This is a genomic window from Catenulispora acidiphila DSM 44928, assembly GCF_000024025.1.
Lineage (GTDB): Bacteria > Actinomycetota > Actinomycetes > Streptomycetales > Catenulisporaceae > Catenulispora > Catenulispora acidiphila.
This window is the reverse complement of record NC_013131.1, coordinates 897,680-917,371: the sequence shown is the minus strand read 5'-3', so window position 1 is coordinate 917,371 and position 19,692 is coordinate 897,680. Positions and strand designations below refer to the sequence as shown.

The 19,692-nt window shown below is 68.9% G+C and carries 18 protein-coding genes; 8 read left to right on the top strand and 10 right to left on the bottom strand.

Annotated features, from left to right (window positions below; all coding sequences use genetic code 11):
- Positions 1-34 precede the first annotated feature (34 nt).
- The 3 genes from CACI_RS03870 to CACI_RS03860 are packed head-to-tail and all read right to left on the bottom strand — an operon-like array spanning position 35 to position 3,926.
- Positions 35-1,267, bottom strand: coding sequence for an ABC transporter permease (locus CACI_RS03870; protein WP_012785014.1), 1,233 nt, complete (start codon positions 1,265-1,267; stop codon positions 35-37).
- Positions 1,260-2,936 carry an ABC transporter ATP-binding protein gene (locus tag CACI_RS03865; protein ID WP_012785013.1) on the bottom strand — a complete coding sequence of 559 codons (1,677 nt, stop codon included), beginning with the start codon at positions 2,934-2,936 and terminating at the stop codon, positions 1,260-1,262. The genes CACI_RS03870 and CACI_RS03865 overlap by 8 nt, the downstream gene beginning before the upstream one ends.
- 27 nt (positions 2,937-2,963) lie before the next feature.
- Positions 2,964-3,926 (bottom strand): BMP family lipoprotein, encoded by a 963-nt coding sequence (locus CACI_RS03860; protein WP_223297448.1) that lies wholly within the window; start codon positions 3,924-3,926, stop codon positions 2,964-2,966.
- On the opposite strand from CACI_RS03860, the gene CACI_RS52010 reads away from it, so the two are divergent.
- Positions 3,919-4,221, top strand: a complete 303-nt coding sequence (locus CACI_RS52010) for a hypothetical protein (protein ID WP_223297447.1) — start codon at positions 3,919-3,921, stop codon at positions 4,219-4,221. The two genes, CACI_RS03860 and CACI_RS52010, sit on opposite strands and share 8 nt — an antisense overlap.
- A 335-nt stretch (positions 4,222-4,556) precedes the next feature.
- Here the strand turns inward: CACI_RS52010 and CACI_RS03855 are convergent, their stop codons facing one another.
- Positions 4,557-5,813: an amidohydrolase gene (locus tag CACI_RS03855; RefSeq protein ID WP_012785011.1), complete on the bottom strand. Its 1,257-nt coding sequence runs from the start codon at positions 5,811-5,813 to the stop codon at positions 4,557-4,559.
- A gap of 166 nt (positions 5,814-5,979) precedes the next feature.
- Here CACI_RS03855 and CACI_RS49550 point away from each other — a divergent pair, with 166 nt between their 5' ends.
- On the top strand, positions 5,980-7,257 hold the full coding sequence (locus CACI_RS49550; RefSeq protein WP_143765140.1) for a N,N-dimethylformamidase beta subunit family domain-containing protein: 1,278 nt from the start codon (positions 5,980-5,982) through the stop codon (positions 7,255-7,257).
- A 15-nt stretch (positions 7,258-7,272) separates the two neighbouring features.
- Here CACI_RS49550 and CACI_RS03845 read toward each other — a convergent pair whose 3' ends face one another.
- The 3 genes from CACI_RS03845 to CACI_RS03835 all read right to left on the bottom strand — a co-directional run bounded on the left by CACI_RS03845 (position 7,273) and on the right by CACI_RS03835 (position 10,511).
- Positions 7,273-8,793: a N,N-dimethylformamidase beta subunit family domain-containing protein gene (locus CACI_RS03845; protein WP_012785008.1), complete on the bottom strand. Its 1,521-nt coding sequence runs from the start codon at positions 8,791-8,793 to the stop codon at positions 7,273-7,275.
- Positions 8,794-8,895: 102 nt separating this feature from the next.
- Positions 8,896-9,906, bottom strand: a complete 1,011-nt coding sequence (locus CACI_RS03840) for a hypothetical protein (protein ID WP_012785007.1) — start codon at positions 9,904-9,906, stop codon at positions 8,896-8,898.
- On the bottom strand, positions 9,903-10,511 hold the full coding sequence (locus tag CACI_RS03835) for a SigE family RNA polymerase sigma factor (RefSeq protein WP_012785006.1): 609 nt from the start codon (positions 10,509-10,511) through the stop codon (positions 9,903-9,905). The genes CACI_RS03840 and CACI_RS03835 overlap by 4 nt, the downstream gene beginning before the upstream one ends.
- A 163-nt stretch (positions 10,512-10,674) precedes the next feature.
- Between CACI_RS03835 and CACI_RS03830 the strand changes: the two genes are divergently transcribed.
- Complete coding sequence (locus CACI_RS03830; RefSeq protein ID WP_041540032.1) at positions 10,675-11,349, top strand: DUF3800 domain-containing protein; 675 nt, start codon at positions 10,675-10,677, stop codon at positions 11,347-11,349.
- A 162-nt stretch (positions 11,350-11,511) separates the two neighbouring features.
- On the opposite strand, the gene CACI_RS03825 is transcribed toward CACI_RS03830, so the two are convergent.
- Both CACI_RS03825 and CACI_RS03820 read right to left on the bottom strand, forming a co-directional pair.
- Positions 11,512-13,095: an acyl-CoA mutase large subunit family protein gene (locus CACI_RS03825; protein ID WP_012785004.1), complete on the bottom strand. Its 1,584-nt coding sequence runs from the start codon at positions 13,093-13,095 to the stop codon at positions 11,512-11,514.
- 188 nt (positions 13,096-13,283) lie between these two features.
- Complete coding sequence (locus tag CACI_RS03820) at positions 13,284-14,534, bottom strand: cytochrome P450 (RefSeq protein WP_012785003.1); 1,251 nt, start codon at positions 14,532-14,534, stop codon at positions 13,284-13,286.
- A gap of 362 nt (positions 14,535-14,896) precedes the next feature.
- On the opposite strand from CACI_RS03820, the gene sdhC reads away from it, so the two are divergent.
- From sdhC to CACI_RS45060, 5 genes are all read left to right on the top strand, one after another.
- Complete coding sequence (gene sdhC / locus CACI_RS03815) at positions 14,897-15,295, top strand: succinate dehydrogenase, cytochrome b556 subunit (protein WP_012785002.1); 399 nt, start codon at positions 14,897-14,899, stop codon at positions 15,293-15,295.
- Between the two features lie 7 nt (positions 15,296-15,302).
- Positions 15,303-15,758, top strand: a complete 456-nt coding sequence (locus CACI_RS03810; protein WP_012785001.1) for a succinate dehydrogenase hydrophobic membrane anchor subunit — start codon at positions 15,303-15,305, stop codon at positions 15,756-15,758.
- An 8-nt stretch (positions 15,759-15,766) separates the two neighbouring features.
- Positions 15,767-17,548 carry a succinate dehydrogenase flavoprotein subunit gene (sdhA, locus tag CACI_RS03805; protein ID WP_012785000.1) on the top strand — a complete coding sequence of 594 codons (1,782 nt, stop codon included), beginning with the start codon at positions 15,767-15,769 and terminating at the stop codon, positions 17,546-17,548.
- Positions 17,548-18,318, top strand: a complete 771-nt coding sequence (locus tag CACI_RS03800) for a succinate dehydrogenase iron-sulfur subunit (protein ID WP_012784999.1) — start codon at positions 17,548-17,550, stop codon at positions 18,316-18,318. The genes sdhA and CACI_RS03800 overlap by 1 nt, the downstream gene beginning before the upstream one ends.
- A gap of 180 nt (positions 18,319-18,498) precedes the next feature.
- The gene (locus CACI_RS45060) at positions 18,499-18,939 is read left to right on the top strand and encodes a protease inhibitor protein (RefSeq protein WP_012784998.1); all 441 of its coding nucleotides are present in this window, start codon (positions 18,499-18,501) and stop codon (positions 18,937-18,939) included.
- 21 nt (positions 18,940-18,960) lie between these two features.
- Here CACI_RS45060 and CACI_RS03790 read toward each other — a convergent pair whose 3' ends face one another.
- On the bottom strand, positions 18,961-19,644 hold the full coding sequence (locus CACI_RS03790) for a TetR/AcrR family transcriptional regulator (protein ID WP_012784997.1): 684 nt from the start codon (positions 19,642-19,644) through the stop codon (positions 18,961-18,963).
- Positions 19,645-19,692: the final 48 nt, after the last annotated feature.

Here is a 19,692-nt window from a genome sequence, read left to right as displayed (position 1 = left end):
GCCGGGTCGGGAACGTTCATCGGGAAGGCGCGCATCACACCGCCTCCGCCGCGGAGTCGACGGCGGTCGCGGGGGCGACCGACGGGGCGGCGCCGCCGCCGTCGCGGCGGACGTCGCGCAGCCGGAAGATCTCCTGCACCAGCTTCGGCGCGGCGACGAAGACCACGATGACCGCCTGCACCACGGTGACCACGTCGTGCGGGACGGTCGGCGTCGTGGAGGCCTCCATGGCCACACCGCCGGCGTCCAGCGCGCCGAACAGCAGCGCGGCCAGCGCCACGCCGACCGGCTTGCCGCGGCCCAGCAGCGCCACGGTGATGCCGGTGAAGCCGATGCCGTTGTCCAGGGTGGTGGTCATCGCGTGCGAGGCGGACAGCGTGCCGCTGATCTGCGTCACGGCCACCAGGCCCATCAGACCGCCGGCCAGCAGCATCGCGTAGACCTGGTTGCGCGAGACCGAGATCCCGGCGGTGCGCGCGGCGTCCGGGTTCGAGCCCAGGGCGCGCAGCCGGAAACCGAGCGTGGAGCGCGTCATCAGCCACCAGACCACCAGCACGGCGATGATCGCCAGCACCGTGGACAGGTTCACCTCGGGGCTGCTGCCCTGGATCGCGGGCAGCAGCGCGGAGTTCTTCACCGGCTTGCTGATCGCGTCCTGGCGGTGCGGGTCGTGGAAGGCCTTGGTCTTGATCAGCCAGGCCAGCACGCCGAGCGCGATGTTGTTCAGCATGATCGAGCTGATCACCTCGTGCGCGCCGAACCGGGCCTTGAGCAGACCGGTCAGACCGCCGACGAGGGCGCCGCCGAGGATGCCCGCGATGATCACCAGCAGCACGTGCAGCGGCATCGGGAGCGAGAAGGTGAAGCCGACCCAGGTGGCGCAGACCGCGCCGATGATCAGCTGGCTCTGGCCGCCGATGTTGAACAGGCCCGCGCGGAACGGCAGGGCGACCGCGAGACCGGCGAACACCAGCGGCGTGGCGTCCACGATCGTGTTCTCCAGCGGACGCACCGCCTGCTTGGCGTGCGGATCGAAGACCGCGCCGTGGAACATCGCGACGTAGCCGTCGGAGACCTTGGTCCAGGAATCGCTGACGGCGTCGGTCGGATGCTGGAAGAAGTAGCCCCACTCGGTCAGCAGGTGCTGGTCGGACAGGATCATCAGGATCCCGCCGATCACCACGGACAGCACGAAGGCCAGCACGGTGACCGTGACGGTGTTGGCCGAGCTGATCCCGGTGAGTATGCGCTTGAGGCGGTCACTCATCGGCGGTCTCACTGCTCTCTTCGGCAGACGTGGTTTCCTCAGCTGCGGGCTCGGCATCTGACGTGGCAGTCGACTCGGCTGTGGACTCGTCAGCGGGCTCGGCAACCGGCTCGTCGTCCAGCGACTCCCGCGCCGCCGGAACCGTGGCGTCCGCCGCTTCGGCCTCGGCCGCCGAGCTGCCGGCCATCAGCAGGCCCAGCTCCTCGTTCGAGGTGTCCGGCGGCACGATCCCGACGATCCGGCCCCGGTACATCACCGCGATCCGATCGGCCAGCGCGGTGATCTCGTCCAGTTCGGTGGACACGATCAGCACGGCCTTGCCGGCGTCGCGCTGCTCGACGATGCGCTTGTGGATGAACTCCATCGCGCCGACGTCCACGCCGCGGGTCGGCTGCGAGGCGATCAGCAGGCTGGGATCGCGTTGCAGCGCCCGCGCCACGACCACCTTCTGCTGGTTGCCGCCGGACAGCGCGCCGGCCGGCGTCCGCTCGGACTCAGCACGGATGTCGAACTCGGCGAGCCGCTCGGCGCCGTTCTTCTCGATCGCGTCCAGGTCCAGCCGGAGCAGGCCGCCGAAGGGCGTGCGGTCGTACTGGTCCAGCACCAGGTTCTCGGCGATGGAGAAGTCCGGGACCAGGCCGTCGTGCTGCCGGTCCTCCGGGACGTGCCCGAGGCCCTGGCGCAGGACCGCGCGCGGCGAGGCGCCGACCAGCTGCTCGCCGAACAGCTCCGCGGAGCCGGTCGCGGCGCGCAGGCCGGTGATCGCCTCGACCAGTTCGGTCTGGCCGTTGCCCTGGACGCCGGCCACGCCGAGGATCTCCCCGGCGTGCAGCGCGAAGGAGACGTCGTCGACGGCCAGGAAGCCGCGGTCGTCGCGCACGGTCAGGTTCCGCACGTCCAGCGCGACCTCGCCGGGCTCGCGCGGCTCCTTCTCCACGACCAGCCGCACGTCGCGGCCGACCATGAGCGAGGCCAGCTCGCGCGCCGTCGCGGTGGGTGTGGGGCTGCCGACCACCGTGCCGCGGCGGATGACGGTGATCCGGTCGGCGATCGCCCGGACCTCGTTCAGCTTGTGGGTGATGAAGACGACGGACTTGCCGGCCGCCTTCAGCCCGCGCATGACTGTGAAAAGCTCCTGGGTCTCCTGCGGGGTGAGCACCGCGGTCGGCTCGTCGAGAATCAGCACCTCGGCGTCGCGCATCAGGGCCTTGACGATCTCGACGCGCTGCTGGACGCCGACCGGCAGGTCCTCGACCCGGGCGTCGGGGTCCACCGGCAGGCCGTAGCGCGCCGAGACGTCCTTGACGTCCTGGCGCGCCCGGCGCCGGTCCAGCCAGCCCAGCGGGCCGCCGCGCGCCTCCTCGTGGCCGAGCATCAGGTTGTCGGCCACGGTGAACACCGGGACCAGCATGAAGTGCTGGTGCACCATGCCGATCCCGGCCTTGATCGCATCACCCGGCGAGGAGAACTCGTGGGTCACCCCGTCCACCACGATCTCCCCGGAATCCGGGGTCAGCAGACCGTAGAGGATGTTCATCAGGGTCGACTTACCGGCCCCGTTCTCGCCGAGCAGGCAGTGGATCTCACCGGGTTCGACGGTCAGGTCGATGGCGGAGTTCGCCGCCACCGACCCGAACGTCTTGGTGATGCCACGGAGTTCCAGTCGCATCGATGTCAATCGCTTCTCGAAAGGGTGTTACTTCGGCTGGGACGGCGAGGTGATCTTGATCGTGCCGCCGGTGATCTGCGCCTTCAGCGCGGTGATCTGGCTCTGCAGGTCCGAGGGGATCGAGGAGCCCAGCTGCTGGCCGTACACCAGGTCGGTGCCGCCGTTGGACAGGTCCAGGACGTCCTGCGTGCCGCCCTTGAAGTTGCCGGCGGCGGCGTCCTCGACGACCTTCTTCACCGCGGTCTCGATGCCCTTGGTGACCGAGGCCAGGAACACCGAGCAGTCCTCGGAGTCCGAGACGCAGCCGTCGCTGTCGACCCAGATCACCTTCGCCTTGCCGGCCTTGGCCGAGGCGGTCGCGCCGCGGCCCGCGCCGCCGGCGACCGGGAAGACGATGTCGGCGCCCTGGTTGATGAAGCCGTCGGTGATGGACTTGCCCTTGTTGGTGTCCGTGAAGGAGTTCGAGAAGGTGCCGCTGCTGGGGTTGGTCTCGTCCCAGCCCAGGACCTTCACGGACTTGCTCTTGGCGTGGTTGTAGTACTGCACGCCCTCCCAGAACCCGTCCATGTAGATGGTCACCGGCGGGATGTTCAGACCGCCCCAGGTCGCCACGACGCCGGACTTGGAGCTCGCGGCGGCCAGGTAGCCGGCCAGGAACCCGCCCTGCGCGGTGTTGAACTCCATGCCGTGCACGTTCGCGATCGGCTTGTTGGTCTTGGTGTCCGCCGAGCCGTTGTCGACGATCGCGAAGTTCTGGCCGGTCTTGGCCGCGGCCTGGCTGTCGGTGGCGTCGGCCATCAGGCCGCCGACGGTCACGATCAGCTTGCAGTTCTGACCCTCGAGCTGCGTGATGTTCGGCACGTAGTCGTTCTCGGTGGAGGACTGCAGGTACTTGACGGTCGCCTTGCCGTCCTTCTGCGCGTCCTGCATGCCCAGCCAGGCCGAGGCGTTGAAGGAGCGGTCGTCGATACCGCCGGTGTCGGTGACCATGCACGCCAGGAAGTTGGCGTTCGAGGCCGAGCCCGAGGTGGACGACGAGGAAGACGCGGACGAGGAAGACGACGTGCCGGTCGAGCTCGACGAGCTCGAGGCGGCGGGCGTCGACTTCGAGCCGCAGCCCGCGGCGGCCAGGGCCACCACGGCAGCGGCGGCGGCGATCCTGGTCATGTTGGTGGTGCGCACGGCTCCCCCTCCAGAAGTTTTCGAAAACACAGCCACGATGTGGACGACGGTAGACAGCGTAAGCAGGCCGTACCTATTGGTCAGTCAGTTCAGCGCCTACTGAGCCACATCGCAATACACCTGTGATCCCGGAACAGGCGATCGTTTTCGGCAACATCGCACGACGCTGCCGGGGGATTACGGGGCGCACGCACCAAGGGGCGACGAAGCTCGCTTAAGCGGCGAACAGGGGCAAAGGAGCAGCCAAGAGGCCAACAGAATGCTGTTCAGGGCCTTATACCGCGCCGAGCGCGCTTTGAGGTTCGGTGGAGCCGCTGTCTTGCCGGTGTCTTGCTGGTGTTCGGCGGGGGTTCGGCGGGGTTCGACGGAGCTCGCTCGGGGCGGAACCGGAGCCTCAGAGCGTCCGCGCCGTCTGGTCCGTCCGCGCCTTCTGGTCCGTCAAGCGATCCAGTCGCAGAGCGCGGCGGTGGCGAGCATCCGAATGCCGGCGGCGATCGCGCCCTCGTCGGCGACGAACGTGCCCTGGTGCAGATCGCGCACGGCTTTGTCGCCGGGGGTGCGCACGCCGAGGCGCGCCATCGCGCCGGGAACGCGCTGCAGGTACCAGGCGAAGTCCTCGCCGCCGAGCGACTGCGGGGTGCTGACCACGGCCTCGGCGCCGAGGGCGCGGGTGGCGGCGGTGCGCAGCAGGGCGACGGACTCGGCCTCGTTCACCACCGGCGGGACGCCCTGCACGTAGTCCAGGGTGTGCTTGACGCCGAACTTGGCGGCGATGGCGTCGATGAGTTCGTGCACGATGTCCGGCGCCTGGTTCCAGGCGTCCTGGTCCAGGGTGCGGATGGTGCCGCGGGCCGAGCCGGTGCCCGGGATCGCGTTCGGCGCGCTGCCGGCCGAGATCTGCCCCCAGACCAGCGACAGGCCGGCGCGCGGGTCGATGCGCCGGGACAGCGCCGCCGGCACCTCGGCCACGATCGAGGCCAGGGCGTAGACCAGGTCGGCGGTCAGGTGCGGCCGGGAGGTGTGCCCGCCCGGGCCGTCCAGGGTCAGCGCGACCAGGTCGCAGGCCGCGGTCAGCGCCCCCGTGCGCAGGCCCACCTGGCCGGCGTCCAGCTTCGGGTCGCAGTGCACGGACAGGATCTTGCTGACCCCGTACAGCGCGCCCTCGGCGACCATGTCCAGCGCGCCGCCGGGCATGACCTCCTCGGCGGGCTGGAAGATCAGGCGGACCGGGCGCGCCAGCATCCCGGCGCGGGCCATCTCCACCAGCGTCAGCCCGGCGCCCAGGACCACCGCGGTGTGGACGTCGTGGCCGCAGGCGTGCATGACGCCGGGGACGCGCGAGCGGAAGTCCAGCTCGTTGCTCTCCTCGACCGGCAGCGCGTCGATGTCGGCCCGGAAGGCCAGGAACGGTAACTTCTCGGCGCCGGCCGGCACGATGTCGCAGACCAGCCCGGTCCCGACCCCGCGCACCCGCGGGGCGAGCCCGGCGCGCTCCAGCCGGGCGGCGATGGCCGCGGTGGTCCGGAACTCGGCACGGCTCAGCTCGGGGTTGGCGTGCAGATCCCGCCGGAAGAGGACCAGCTCGGGCACGAGGTGGCCCGCCACATCGAGGACATGCGGGTGCTGACCTGAGGAATCAGGTGCTGGTGCCGGGGCCGAGTCGCTCGCGACCGGCGCTTCATGAGCCAGGTCCATTGGCCAAGGGTAGGCCCGGGGCCCACGACTGTGGGGCCAGTCGGTCAAATGATGCGCTGATCGGGTGAAGAAGATCGCGACTTTCTGACCCGATAGGAGGATTGACCCATGGCCCACATGGGTAGCACCGCGTTTCTCCGATCTGGTCATGTCAGGGTGACCGATTGTGAAGACCCGCAGGCCCGCCCGACTCCCCAGCCCCCGCCTGCCGCACCCCGGCACCCGCCGAGCGATCCAGGCCTACGCCTCCGCCCCCAGCGCCCCCGCCGGCGGCACCATCGAATTCCGCGTCTCGGTCCCCACCGCCGCCGCGTGCTCCGTCACCGTGCGCCGCATCGGCACCCCGGTACCCACGCCCGCGGTGCGCTTCGTGGGCGAGGACCAGGACGGCGCTGCGGTGACGTGGGTGCGCGTCGTGGGGTTGGGGGGTAGTCGCGGCGAAGCGTGGCTGGCTCGCGGCGGCTGGCGGGGCGACGGGCCTGGGTTGGCTGGCGATGGTGGGTCGGATGCGGCTCGCGGCGGTGGTGCATCAGGCTCAGGCGGCGGTGGCTGGCGCGACGACGGATTTGGATCGGCTGGCGGTGGCGGCGATGACCGATCTGGCTCGGGTGACAGCGGCGACACCGGCAACTTCGGCGGCGGTTGGCGCGGCGACAGACCGGGGTCGGCAGGCAGCGGTTGGCGCGGCGACAGATTTGGATCGGCAGGCGGCGGCGAGCTACCGGCTGGCGGTAGCTCCGGCAGTGGCGAGCACACAGGTAACCCCTGCGAATCGGTTCGCGGCGGCGGCGCGGCATCCGATCCCGGCACCGTGCGGCATCCGTCGCGTGATCTCCTCAGCGTCGATGGTCCGGCGGGCGATGTCGGTGTGCCTCTCACCTGGTGTGATTGGGAGCCTTCGCTGCTGCTCGACATTCCCGAGTCGTGGCCGCCGGGTCTTTATGTCGCGCGCTTCACTGTCGAGGCGCCGCTGCTTTCGGTCATGGCGTTGCGGGGGCGGAGTGCGTATGTGCCGTTCGTCGTGCGCGGGCCGCTGGCGGCCGGTTTTCCGACGCTGGTCGTGCTTCCGTTTGCCGCGTATGTCGCTGCGAATCCGTGGCCGATCGCTGATGTGCGGCGAGCTCGTGCGCTCTCGCTGGATCGGCCGTTCGCGGGCAATGGGCTGCCTGGCGGGTTCGCCGCTGATGCCGCGTTCGTCGAGACGCTGACCGGGACCGACTTCGCGACCAGCCTGGATCTGCATGCCGGTCTCATCGATCCGTCGGCCTATCGCAAGGTGCTGTTCCGCGACGACCTGTGGTCGCCCCAGATGCGGACGGCCGTGGCCAAGGCCTCGTTGTCCGGCACGGATGTCGGCGGGCTCGACGGCGTGCCGGAGCCCTCGATCGACTTCGCGCCGGGACCAGACGGGCGCGATGACAGGATTCTGATTCGCTGCCTCTAGCGAACGCGGCGGCGGCTACTGCTCCAGCATCCGCGACAGCAGGTTCGCCGTCGCGCGCTGGATCCGCGAGTCGGCGATCCCGTGCGTGGACAAGCCTTTCGACCAGTGGAAGGTCCCGCCGTCGAAGACCAGGCCGCCGGCCGGCGTGCGGTGCAGCACGCTGTGCTGCATCCGCGGCTGACCCTGCCCGGTGTACGGCGAGGCGGCGAGGATCTCGAAGCCGTCAGGGCTCTGAACCCACGGCTGCACCTGGTCGCATTCGCCCCACAGCAGCTCGGGGATCCGCTCCCCGTTCCGCACGCCGGTGCCCTCCCAGAACCAGTGGCCGGCGTTGTCCACGACCAGCGGCGCGGTGCCCTTCAGCGTCGACACGTACTGCGCGCCGAGCACCTCCTGCTCCGGACGCCCGGTCTGGCGCCACTGCGCGGTCCGCTCGTTCGCCGAGGCCGCGCCGGGGTCGGGGCGGTTCTTGTAGCAGACGACCGTCCGTCCGCCGTCCTCCAGCCGGATGCGCCAATACACGTTGTTCGCGGCGAGGAACGCGACGTGCGCGCCGTTGGCGAGCGCCTTGTCGAGCGCGTCGCGCATCTGCGCCGACCAGTACTCGTCGTGCCCGGGGAAGATCAGGGCTTTGTGACGCGTCGGGTCGACGGTCCCGTCGTGCAGATCCGCGCTGTCCGCGTAGCCGACGCTCTTGCCGTGCGCGGCGGCCCAGATCTCGACCCACTTGGCGAAGGCGGTGTCCAGATCGAAGTTCGCCGGCAGCCCGGTGACATGGTACGGCCGGTCGAAGCTGACCTTCGTCGCGGCCTTGCCCTCGGTATAGATCTTGCCGTCTTCCCAGGCGTAGTACAGGCTCGCGCCGGTCTTCTTGTCTTTGGGGTACTCGTTGTACGCCTGGTACGTCGGGAACGGCAGCGCGACGAGGATGTCGTGCTCCCCTGCATCGTCCCGGACCACAAAGGGGACGCACGTCTGCAAACCGTCCGCGGTGCGGAGCTTGGCGACGTGGATCCCGCTGCGCCAGTCGGCGGGCACGTCCAGATGCCACGTCGGCGTCCAGGAACAGGTGATGGTGCGGGTGCTCAGGTCGAGCGCCGACCACTCCTGCGTCACGCCGTCGAGCGCATCGGTCTTCAGGACACTGACATCCTCGGCGCCGACCCGGAACACCTCGATGGTGAAGGGCTGCGGCGGGTTCACCGACACCATGAAGTCGATGCCGTTGCCGCTGCCGCTGCCGCGGTTCACGCTGTTCGCCGAGGCGTAGACGCGGACGCGGCCTTCGACGTCGCTGCTGGCGCACGTGCCGCCGGATTTGGGCGACCAGACCGGTTCCCCGGCGGCGCTGACGCCTTCGGCGGGGGCGACGTCGCGGGCGGGCGGAGCCGGGTGCCCGGGGTCGTACGGCTTGGCCCGGAACATGCCGGTGACCTCGCGCTTGGCCTTGGCGGCGACGCGCCGGCCGTACTTGCCGAAGCCCATGCTGACACCCATTGACGCCGCCGATCGATGGTGGAGCTTGTCGTGGAACATCGACCTGCGCCTGCACAGATCTGCGACCATGGTAGTGCGGTCTCAGGTCAGTCGAGTTGGCCTGAGACCGCGCTGGGGTGTGTCGGGGATGGGTCGGTCAGATCACTTCTTGGTGTCGGGGCCCGGAGTGCTCAAGGTGCTCGGGGCGGAGACGGGGACGAACAGGCCTGGCGTCTTCTGCGCGCCCAGAGAGTGGCCCTGCGCGTCGTACACCGTCGTGGTCATGAGCTTGTAGTGCTGCCCCACCGCGGTCGGCACCATGACGACGTAGTAGTCGTTCTGCTCCCCCGGAACCTGGATGACCGGCTGCTTGCCGGAGCTCCAGCCGTCGATGTCGACGGTCATGTAGGCCGCGTTCGTGCCGTCGATGCGGCCCTCCGTGTAGAGCGGGTAGTCAGGGTCGCCGACGTTGCCTCCGCCGTCGAACCGTCCGATGAGCCTGATGATCGAGCCGTCGTCCGTCGGATTGCAGCCGCCTCCCGCGCCGAACGCGGGCCGGGCTCCCGGTGCGTCGTCGCCCCACTGGATGCCGGTGAAGTCGCACTCGATGGTTCCGGGCTTGTCCCAGTTGGGTGCGTAGGGCAGGTGCGGGCGCGAACTGGGGTCGCCCATGACGTTCGCCGGCTCGGGACCGGCGACCACGTAGCGGTCACGGATCAGGCGCCAGTGCTTGCCGTCCTGCGTGCCGTTCGCCAGCACCGCGATGCTGTCGTTCGGGAACGCGGGGTTCAGCTTCCCGGGCCCGGGCAACGGCGTGGGGGCGACGATCGGCGGCGGGTTGGCGGACGTCTTCTGGGCAGTCGGGGTCGAGGTCGATGTCGGGGTCAATGTCGACGCGGGACGTATCGCCGTCGGCTTCGTCGCCTTCGCCCCAGCGCCGCCGGAGAAGATGGCGACCGCGGCGACCGGCAGTACCGCGAGCGCGGCGACTCCGGTGCTCACTGCCACGCGGCGCCTCGTGCGGCGGATCGCGCCGTCGCGCATGACGTCGGCGATCGGCGAGGTGCCGATCCTCAGCGTGGCGAGCTCGGCGTCGAACGCGCCGTGCAGGTCGCTGTCCGGGTCAGGGTGTGGGTCGCCATGCAGTTCTTCGTGCTCTGATTCGTCTCTCATTCCGGTTCCTTCCTTCCGGGTTCGGCCAGGACGGAGTCGTGATCGACGAGCACCGCGCTGTTCCGCAACCGGGCCAGCGCCTTGGAGGCCTGGCTCTTCACGGTCCCGGTCGAGCACCCCAGCACCGCGGCGACCTCCTTCTCGGGCAGGTCCTCCCAGTACCGCAGCACCACGACCGCCCGCTGCCGCGCCGGCAACTCGGCCAGCGCCGCCATCAGCGCGGACCGCTGCGCGAGCGGCTCATGCGGCGCGTGCCCCCGCCCATCCAGCGGCACCGCCACCAGATGCTCGACGACCCGCCGCTTGCGAAACCGCCCCGAGTTGGCATTGACCAGCACCCGCCGCACATAAGCGTCGACGTCATCAGCCCGCCGCACCCGCCGCCACGACGCATAGACCCGCGTCAAAGCCGTCTGCGCCAAGTCCTCCGCCAAAAACCGGTCCCCCGTCAGCAGAAACGCCGTCCGCACCAACACCGGCCACCGCGCCGCCATGTACGCCTGGAACTCGGCATCGACATCAGCATCCGCATGCACGCCACCCCCGACCACGGCATCCCCCACAGCAGCCCCGGCCACCGCCTCAACGGTCGGTCTTCGTCGCATCACGACCCCCTTCCGCCCTACCTAGAGCACAAGGCGCCCCGCAGGGGTTGCCCGACCGTAGCGGAAACCTACGCGGGGTGAGGGTGACAGGAAATACACCTTCGGGTGGCGGCTGCCCGGAAGGCTGGACTTGGGTGATTCGAACACATTTAGCGTCTGTCGCATGAGTTTCCGCATGTACTACGTCGACGATTCGGGTGATCCAACCAAGGGCATCGCTGTGTACTCCTGGATCGAAGTCGACACCGCACAAGCCCCAGAAGCGATGGCTGTCTGGCTCCGTTTCCGCCAACAACTCTTCGAGACCTACCAGATCCCAACAGACTTCGAGCTGCACTCGACGAACTTCTTGGCCGGTCGCGGCCACCCCTCAACAGAGAACAAGATGAACCAGTCAAAGACCGCGCGCCGGGAAATCTTCGTCGCCGCCCTCAAGCTCATCAGCGACCTGCCGGGCGTCAGCATCGGGGCGGTCCATCGGACCTCCCCGCGCCGGCGAACCGGCTTCGGCGAACCCATGACAGACCCCTTCTGCCGACTGGTGCTCGGCGTCGACAGGAGGCTGTTTCTCGGCGATCTCCAAGGGATCATGGTCATCGATGGCGAGGGCGACGGTTCCTGCCGCTTCTACACACGCCTGTTCCGAAGCTTGGGTCTCAGCGGACAGCAACTGATCGCGGTCCCGTTCTTCCAGCCCTCCTACGACAGCCAGTGGATCCAGATCGCAGACATCGTGGCTTACACCGCCTACCAATCGGTGATCAGACGGCCGGGCAGAGAGTTCTGCTGGACGTGGTACGAGGATTACATCGATCCCGAAGGGCCTCGCGAGGTTTGACCTCGCGAAGGACAAAGGCCCCGGTCGATGACCGGGGCCCTTATAAGCTGGCTAGGCTTCCCGAGAACACGGGGCCCTCACCGCGCTTCCCACTTTAGCAAACCAAGGCGCGAAATCGTGCCGATTGGCCTCTTATCCGCTGTTCGTCACCCCGAAGGGTGACTAAAAAGCATCCGCCGGCACATAAGTCCCCCACACCCCCCGCAGCGCGTGGCTCACCTCGCCGCCGGTGGCGCGCGCGGCGAGGGCTTCGCGCATCGGGTACAGGACGTTCTCGGTGTCGGACTCGGCGGCTCGCTTCATCGCGTCCAGTGCCTTCGTCACGGCGCTGTTGTCGCGGTCGGCTCGCAGCTTTGTCAGGCGGTCGGCCTGCTGGGCTTCGATCGCGGGGTCTACGCGGAGGGGTTCGTAGGGTTCTTCGGTGTCGATGGTGTACTTGTTCACGCCTACGACGGTGCGCTTGCCGCTGTCGATCTCTTGGGTGATCTGGTAGGCGGAGCGTTCGATCTCTTGCTTTTGGAAGCCTGCTTCGATGCCGGCTACGGCGCCGCCGAAGTCTTCGACGCGGGCCATGAGTTCCAGGGCGGCGGTTTCTACTTCGTCGGTCAGGGCTTCGATGGCGTAGGAGCCTGCGAGGGGGTCGACGGTTTTGGTCACGTCGGATTCGTAGGCGATGACCTGCTGGGTGCGCAGGGCGAGGCGGGCTGCCTTCTCGGTGGGGAGGGCGATGGCCTCGTCGAAGGAGTTGGTGTGCAGGGATTGCGTGCCGCCGAGGACGGCGCCGAGGCCTTGGAGGGCCACGCGGACCAGGTTGACCTCCGGCTGCTGGGCGGTGAGCTGGACGCCGGCGGTTTGGGTGTGGAAGCGGAGCATCAGGGACTTGGGGTTCTTGGCGCCGAATTCGTCGCGCATCACGCGGGCCCAGATGCGGCGGGCGGCGCGGAACTTCGCAATCTCTTCCAGGAGGGTGGTGCGGGCGACGAAGAAGAAGGACAGGCGGGGGGCGAAGTCGTCGACGTCCAGGCCGGAGGCGATGGCGGCGCGGACGTATTCGATGCCGTTGGCGAGGGTGAAGGCGATCTCCTGGGCGGGCGTCGCGCCGGCCTCGGCCATGTGGTAGCCGCTGATGGAGATGGTGTTCCACTTCGGGACTTCGCGGTGGCAGTACTGGAAGACGTTCGACACCAGGCGGAGGGAGGGCTTCGGCGGGAAGATGTACGTCCCGCGCGCGATGTACTCCTTCAGGATGTCGTTCTGGATCGTGCCGGTGAGCCGGTCCGAGGAGACGCCCTGCTCCTCGCCGACGAGCTGGTACATCAGGAGCAGGACCGAGCCGGGGGCGTTGATCGTCATCGACGTCGAGACCTCGCCGAGCGGGATGCCCTCGAACAGGACGCGCATGTCCTCGACCGAGTCGATCGCGACGCCGACCTTGCCGACCTCGCCGGCCGCGATCGCCTCGTCGGAGTCGTAGCCCATCTGCGTGGGCAGGTCGAACGCCACCGACAGGCCCATGGTCCCGGCGTTGATCAGCTGGTGGTAGCGGCGGTTGGACTCCGCGGCGGTCCCGAATCCGGCGTACTGCCGCATCGTCCACGGCTTGCCGGTGTACATCGTCGGATAGACGCCGCGCGTGAACGGGAAGGCGCCGGGCTCCCCGAGCTTGGCGGCCGGGTCCCAGCCGGTCAGCGCGGACGGACCGTACACGGGCTCGATCGGAAGTCCGGACTCGCTCAGCGATGACACCTTCGGGCTCCTTAAGGCTACGGGGCTCGCGGCGAGGGTACGCGGCCTCCTTGACCGCAGGGTATTAGGTACCTCTTAAGGGCACCAACAGGTCGGCCTGAGGCGTGCGTCACCCTCCGACCCACCCATACCACCAGCACGTCGCGACCCCCGGAACCCCCAATCGCCCGGCCGCGCGCTACGCCCGCCTACGCATACCGCACCGGCAAGGCCTTGATCCCGTTGATCCACCCCGACCGCAGCCGCCGCACGTCCCCGTCCGGTGAGATGCCCGGCGCCAGATCCGCCAGCGCCTCGAACATCAGGTTGATCTCCATCTTCGCCAGGTTGGCGCCGAGGCAGTAGTGCGGTCCGCCGCCGCCGAACCCGAGGTGCGGGTTGGGGTCGCGGGAGATGTCGAAGGCGTGCGGCTCGGCGATCACGGTCTCGTCGTAGTTGGCGGAGGAGTACAGCATCACCACCCGCTGCCCGGCCTTGACCTCGACCTCGCCGACCGCGGTGTCCTCCGCTGCGGTGCGCTGGAAGGAGATGATCGGCGTGGCCCAGCGGACGATCTCGTCCGCGGCGGTCTTCGGCCGCTCCTTCTTATAGAGCTCCCACTGCGCGGGGTTGTCGAAGAACGCCCGCATCCCGTGCGTGATGGCGTTGCGTGTCGTCTCGTTGCCGGCGACCACCAGCATCATCACGAAGAAGCCGAACTCGTCGTCGTTGAGCTTGCCGAACCCGTCGCCGCGATCGGCCTGGACGAGCTTGGTGACGATGTCGTCCTCGGGGTGCTCGCGCCGCTGCGCCGCCAGCCCCATCGCGTACATCAGCAGCTCGATGGAGGCGTTCTTGCCGTCCTCCTCGCTGACGTTCAGATCCGGGTCGTCGTAGCCGGTCATCGTGTTCGACCACTCGAACAGCTTCCAGCGGTCCTGTTGCGGGACCCCGATCAGATCCGCGATCGCCTGCAGCGGCAGCTCGCTGGCCAGGTCCGTGACGAAGTTCCCGCTCCCGCGCTCCACCGCCTCGGCGACGATCCGCCGCGTGCGGTCCTTGAGCACCGACTCCAGCGCGTTGATCGAGCGCGGGGTGAACCCGCGCTGCACGATGTTGCGCATCTTGGTGTGGTCCGGGGCGTCGGCGTTCAGCATGATGACCTTCTGCATGTCGAGGTCGTCGCGCGTCACGCGGGGTCCGAAGCGCACCAGGGCGGTGTTCGGCGAGGAGGCGAACAGCTCCGGGTGGGTGGAGACGTACTTGACGTCGGCGTGCCGCGAGGCGACCCAGTACCCGTCGTCGCCGAAGGGCTGCTGGGAGTCCGGCGTGGCACACCACCACAGCCCGGCGGTACGCCGCAGCTCGGCGAACTCCTCGAAGGGCATCCGCTCCTCGTAGAGGTCCGGATCGGTGAAGTCCCGGTCGACCGGGATCGCGGGCTGGGTCGAGACAGACATGCGAGCGCCTCCCGGGGCACATTCCTGACGGGTTGTCAGCTACCGGCGTAGGGGCACCGTAATAACGTGTTCTAGTTTCCGCAATACCCATCGGCGCCGCCGCCGTTACCGCGCCGCAACCTGGCCATACGCTGACGTTTTTAAGTCAACGCATCCGTTGGCAAATCCCCCACAAGGCCCGACGCTACCCATTCGGCGTCCGAGCCCTGAGGGGTTGGTCACACTCGGCTTGCGAGTCCCTTTTGTCCGCTTGATGATCGTTAACATGACCGCTGGCACCGAAGCCTGTCCGCACGCCACTACCGATGCGCACGGTATCGGTAGCCGTCTCGTCAGCTACTTCACCACCTGAGAGGCTGGGCATGGCAAGCGGAGCTCAGGGCGCCAAGGGCACCCTCTACCGCGGCCGGGAAGGCATGTGGAGCTGGGTCGCGCAACGCGTGACCGGCGTCCTGGTGTTCTTCTTCCTGTTCGCACACGTGCTCGACACGGCCCTGGTCCGCGTCAGCCCGCACACGTACAACCAGGTCATCGGCACGTACAAGAACCCCGTGGTGAACCTCCTCGAGGTCGGCCTGGTCGGCGCCGTCATGTTCCACGCCTTCAACGGTCTGCGGATCATCGCGATCGACTTCTGGAGCAAGGGCCCGAAGTACCAGCGCCAGCTGCTGTGGGCCGTCGTCGGTCTGTGGGCGGTGCTCATGCTCGGCTTCCTGGAGCCGATGATGCAGCACACCTTCCACGAGTGGTTCGGGTGGTGAGCCGGTAATGGCACAGAGCACACACGTCTCTTTGGAGGCGCCGCGGACCGGCAACCCCGGCCGCTCCCAGCGCTACCGCAGCCGCAAGGGCCCGGGCAAGGTCACCCGGGGCAACTTCGAGCTCTACTCCTGGCTGTTCATGCGGGCCTCCGGGGTCCTGCTGGTCTTCCTGGTCCTGGGCCACCTGTTCATCATGATGGTCACCGACGGAGGCGTGGAGAAGATCGGCTTCGCCTTCGTGGCCGGCCGCTGGGCCTCCCCGTGGTGGCAGTTCTGGGACCTGCTCCAGCTCTGGCTGGCGATGATCCACGGCAGCAACGGCATGCGCACCGTCATCAACGACTACGCCGACAAGGACCGCACCCGCGCGATCCTCAAGGGGCTGCTGTACACCGCGGCCGTGCTGACGATCGCGCTCGGCACCCTGGTCATCTTCACGTTCGACCCGAATATCAAGGGCTAGGCGAGCGCATGGCACCTCAGATCCACACTTACGACACCATCATCGTCGGCGCCGGCGGCGCGGGCATGCGCGCGGCGCTGGAGTCCTCCAAGCGCAGCCGCACGGCGGTGCTGACCAAGCTGTACCCGACCCGCTCCCACACCGGCGCGGCGCAGGGCGGCATGTGCGCCGCGCTGGCCAACGTCGAGGACGACAACTGGGAGTGGCACACCTATGACACCGTGAAGGGCGGGGACTACCTGGTCGACCAGGACGCCGCCGAGATCATGTGCAAGGAGGCGATCGACGCCGTCCTGGACCTGGAGAAGATGGGCCTGCCCTTCTCCCGGACCCCCGAGGGCAAGATCGACCAGCGGCGCTTCGGCGGCCACACCAAGGACCACGGCAAGGCGCCGGTCCACCGGTCCTGCTACGCCGCGGACCGCACCGGCCACATGATCCTGCAGACGCTGTACCAGAACTGCGTCAAGCAGGAAGTCGAGTTCTACAACGAGTTCTACGTCCTGGACCTGCTCCTGCACGAGGACGCGGACGGCACCAAGTACGCCGCCGGCGTCGTGGCGCTGGAGCTGGCCACCGGCGAGATCCACATCTTCCGCGGCAAGGCCGTCATCCTGGCCACCGGCGGCTTCGGCAAGGTCTTCAAGACCACCTCGAACGCGCACACCCTGACCGGCGACGGCATGGGCATCGTGTGGCGCCGCGGGCTGCCGCTGGAGGACATGGAGTTCTACCAGTTCCACCCGACCGGCCTGGCGGGCCTGGGCATCCTGCTCACCGAGGGCGCCCGCGGCGAGGGCGGCATCCTGCGCAACGCCGACGGCGAGCGCTTCATGGAGCGCTACGCCCCGACCATCAAGGACCTGGCACCCCGCGACATCGTCGCGCGCTCCATGGTCCTGGAGGTCCGCGACGGCCGCGGCGCCGGTCCCAACAAGGACTACGTCTACCTGGACCTGACGCACCTGCCGGCCGAGCAGATCGAGGAGAAGCTGCCGGACATCACCGAGTTCGCCCGCACCTACCTCGGCGTCGAGCCGACCACGGAGCTGGTCCCGGTGTACCCGACCGCGCACTACGCGATGGGCGGCGTGCCGACCAACATCTCCGGCGAGGTGCTGGCCGACAACGACACCGTCGTCAAGGGCATGTACGCCGCCGGCGAGGTCGCGTGCGTGTCCGTCCACGGTTCCAACCGCCTGGGCACCAACTCGCTGCTGGACATCAACGTCTTCGGCCGCCGCGCCGGCATCAACGCCGCCGAGTACGCGGTCGGCGCCGAGCTGCAGCCGCTCCCGAGCGAGCCGGAGCAGGCCGTGGTGTCGATGGTCGAGGGCTTGCGCAATTCCACCGGGCACGAGCGCGTCGCGCAGATCCGGTCGGAGCTGCAGACCACGATGGACCAGAACGCCGGCGTGTACCGCAACGACGAGACGCTGGCGCAGGCCGAGAAGGACGTCAAGGAACTGCAGCGCCGGTACCGCGACGTCGCGGTCCAGGACAAGGGCAAGCGGTTCAACACCGACCTGCTGGAGGCCGTCGAGCTCGGCTTCCTGCTCGACCTGGCGGAGATCCTGGTCCTCGGCGCCCGCAACCGGACCGAGTCCCGCGGCGCGCAGGCGCGCGAGGACTACCCGACGCGGGACGACGTGAACTGGCAGAAGCACACCATGGCCTACCGGGAGAAGGACGGCGAGGGCGATGCTGGGTCCGATCAGAACTACAGGATCCGCCTGGACTACAAGCCCGTCATCGTGACCCGCTACCAGCCGACGGAGCGTAAGTACTGATGAGCACTGCCGTAGAAGAGCACGTCGAGACCTCGGCCTCCGGCAAGGCCGGCATCCCAATGATGACCATCACGGTCCGCATCCGGCGCTACAACCCGGAAGTGGACGCCGCGCCGCACTGGGTGGACTACCAGGTCACCGCGGACCCGACGGCGCGCATCCTGGACTCGCTGCACAAGATCAAGTGGGAGCAGGACGGCTCGCTGACCTTCCGCCGCTCCTGCGCGCACGGCGTCTGCGGCTCGGACGCGATGCGGATCAACGGCAAGAACCGGCTGGCGTGCAAGGCCCTGGTGAAGGACCTGAACCCGACAAGTGCGATCACCGTCGAGCCGATCCAGGGCCTGCCGGTGCTCAAGGACCTCGTGGTCGACATGGAGCCGTTCTTCCAGGCCTACCGCGACGTCAAGCCGTTCCTGATCGCGCACGGCAACGAGCCCACGCGCGAGCGGATCCAGTCGCAGAAGGACCGCGACCGCTTCGACGACACCACCAAGTGCATCCTGTGCGCGGCGTGCACCACGTCGTGCCCGGTGTTCTGGACCGACGGGCAGTACTTCGGCCCGGCGGCGATCGTCAACGCGCACCGGTTCATCTTCGACTCCCGCGACGACGGGGCGAACGAGCGCCTGGAGATCCTGAACGACCGCGAGGGCGTGTGGCGCTGCCGGACCACGTTCAACTGCACCGAGGCGTGCCCGCGCGGAATCCAGATCACGCAGGCCATCGCCGAGGTGAAGCGCGCGCTGATCACGCGCAGGGTCATCTGAGTCCGACCTTCGTCAGATCCGCTGATCCTCGAGGTCTTCTGACCCGATATGCGACGAAGACCCGCCGGGGGTGATTCCGGCGGGTCTTCCCCTTTTTCGGCGGCTGTCCGGGGGACGCTGGTCTCTCCCGCACGCCGGCCGATCCGCGGCCGGCGGCACGTCCGACGAAGGGAGGCGACGATGCGCCGACTCGCAGCCGCCGCCGTCACCGCGCTCCTGTCCGCAGCCGCGCTCACCGCCGGGGGCGGCGCCGCCCAGGCCGCCGCCGGCGTCCCGGCGCACAAGCTCGGCAGCCTGCACCTCAAGCGCGTGGACGCCAAGAACCACAAGACCTACACCGCTTATCTGGTGTGCACGTCCGTCTCCCGGCACGGCGCGGCGCCGGTGATCCACGGCGTGGGCAGCATCAAGGACCCCAGCTCGGCGTGCCGGGAACTGGCCGAGGTGCACGGCCGCCCCGCCGCGCTGGCGGTGCACCCGCTGTGGCTGGCACCGTCGATCGTGGCGCCGGTGACCGTCCGGATCGACGGGACCTGGCAGGGACGGAAGGTGACGTGGAGCCACACGTACACGAACGGGGCGTGGCTGGCCAAGGCCACCGGGGACGTGTTCGCGTTCTGATCCGCTCGCTCCCGGCGCGTCTCAGCCCCGCGCCCTGCGCTCGTTCTCCTCGGCGATCGCCCGCTCCACGGCGGCGCGGTCGTCGGGATCCAGCGGGCTGAACACCGTCGGCTCGCCGGGCAGGGCGCGATGGGCCGGACCGGCCCGCAGACCGTCCAGGAGGATCCCGACGAGCCGGTCGGTCAGCGTCTCCGGATCGATCATCGGAGGGCGGCTGGGACCGCTCTGGGAGAGCATCCCGGCCAGCATCTGGACCTCCAGGAAGCTGACGTCGGCGCGCAGCAGCCCGGCCTCCTGCGCGCGCCGGTAGACCCCTTCCACGCCGGTGATCGCCCCGCGCATCGCGGCGGCCACCGCCGGCTCGTCGATCAGGTCGAAGCGCTCGCGGAAGATCACCGGCAGCGTCGGTCCCAGACCCAGGCCCGCGACCGCGCGGACCACGGCTTCCCAGGCCGGCGGTCCGTCGGGCGCGTCCCGTGCCTCGGCCTCGGCGCGGCGTACGGCGGCGCTCATGCTCTCGAACAGGTCGACCAGGACCCCGCGCAGCAGGGCGTCGCGGTCGGGGAAGCGCCGGTACAGCGTCCCGATGCCGACCCCGGCGCGCTTGGCGATCTTGTCCAGGGCGACGGACGTCCCCTCCTCGACGTAGATCTCCCGCGCCGCCTCCAACAGGGCACGGCGGTTGTCCTCGGCATCGGCTCGCATGGCGCGCACTGTAGCGCCCGCAGCGAGCGGACGAAAATCCTCCACTTC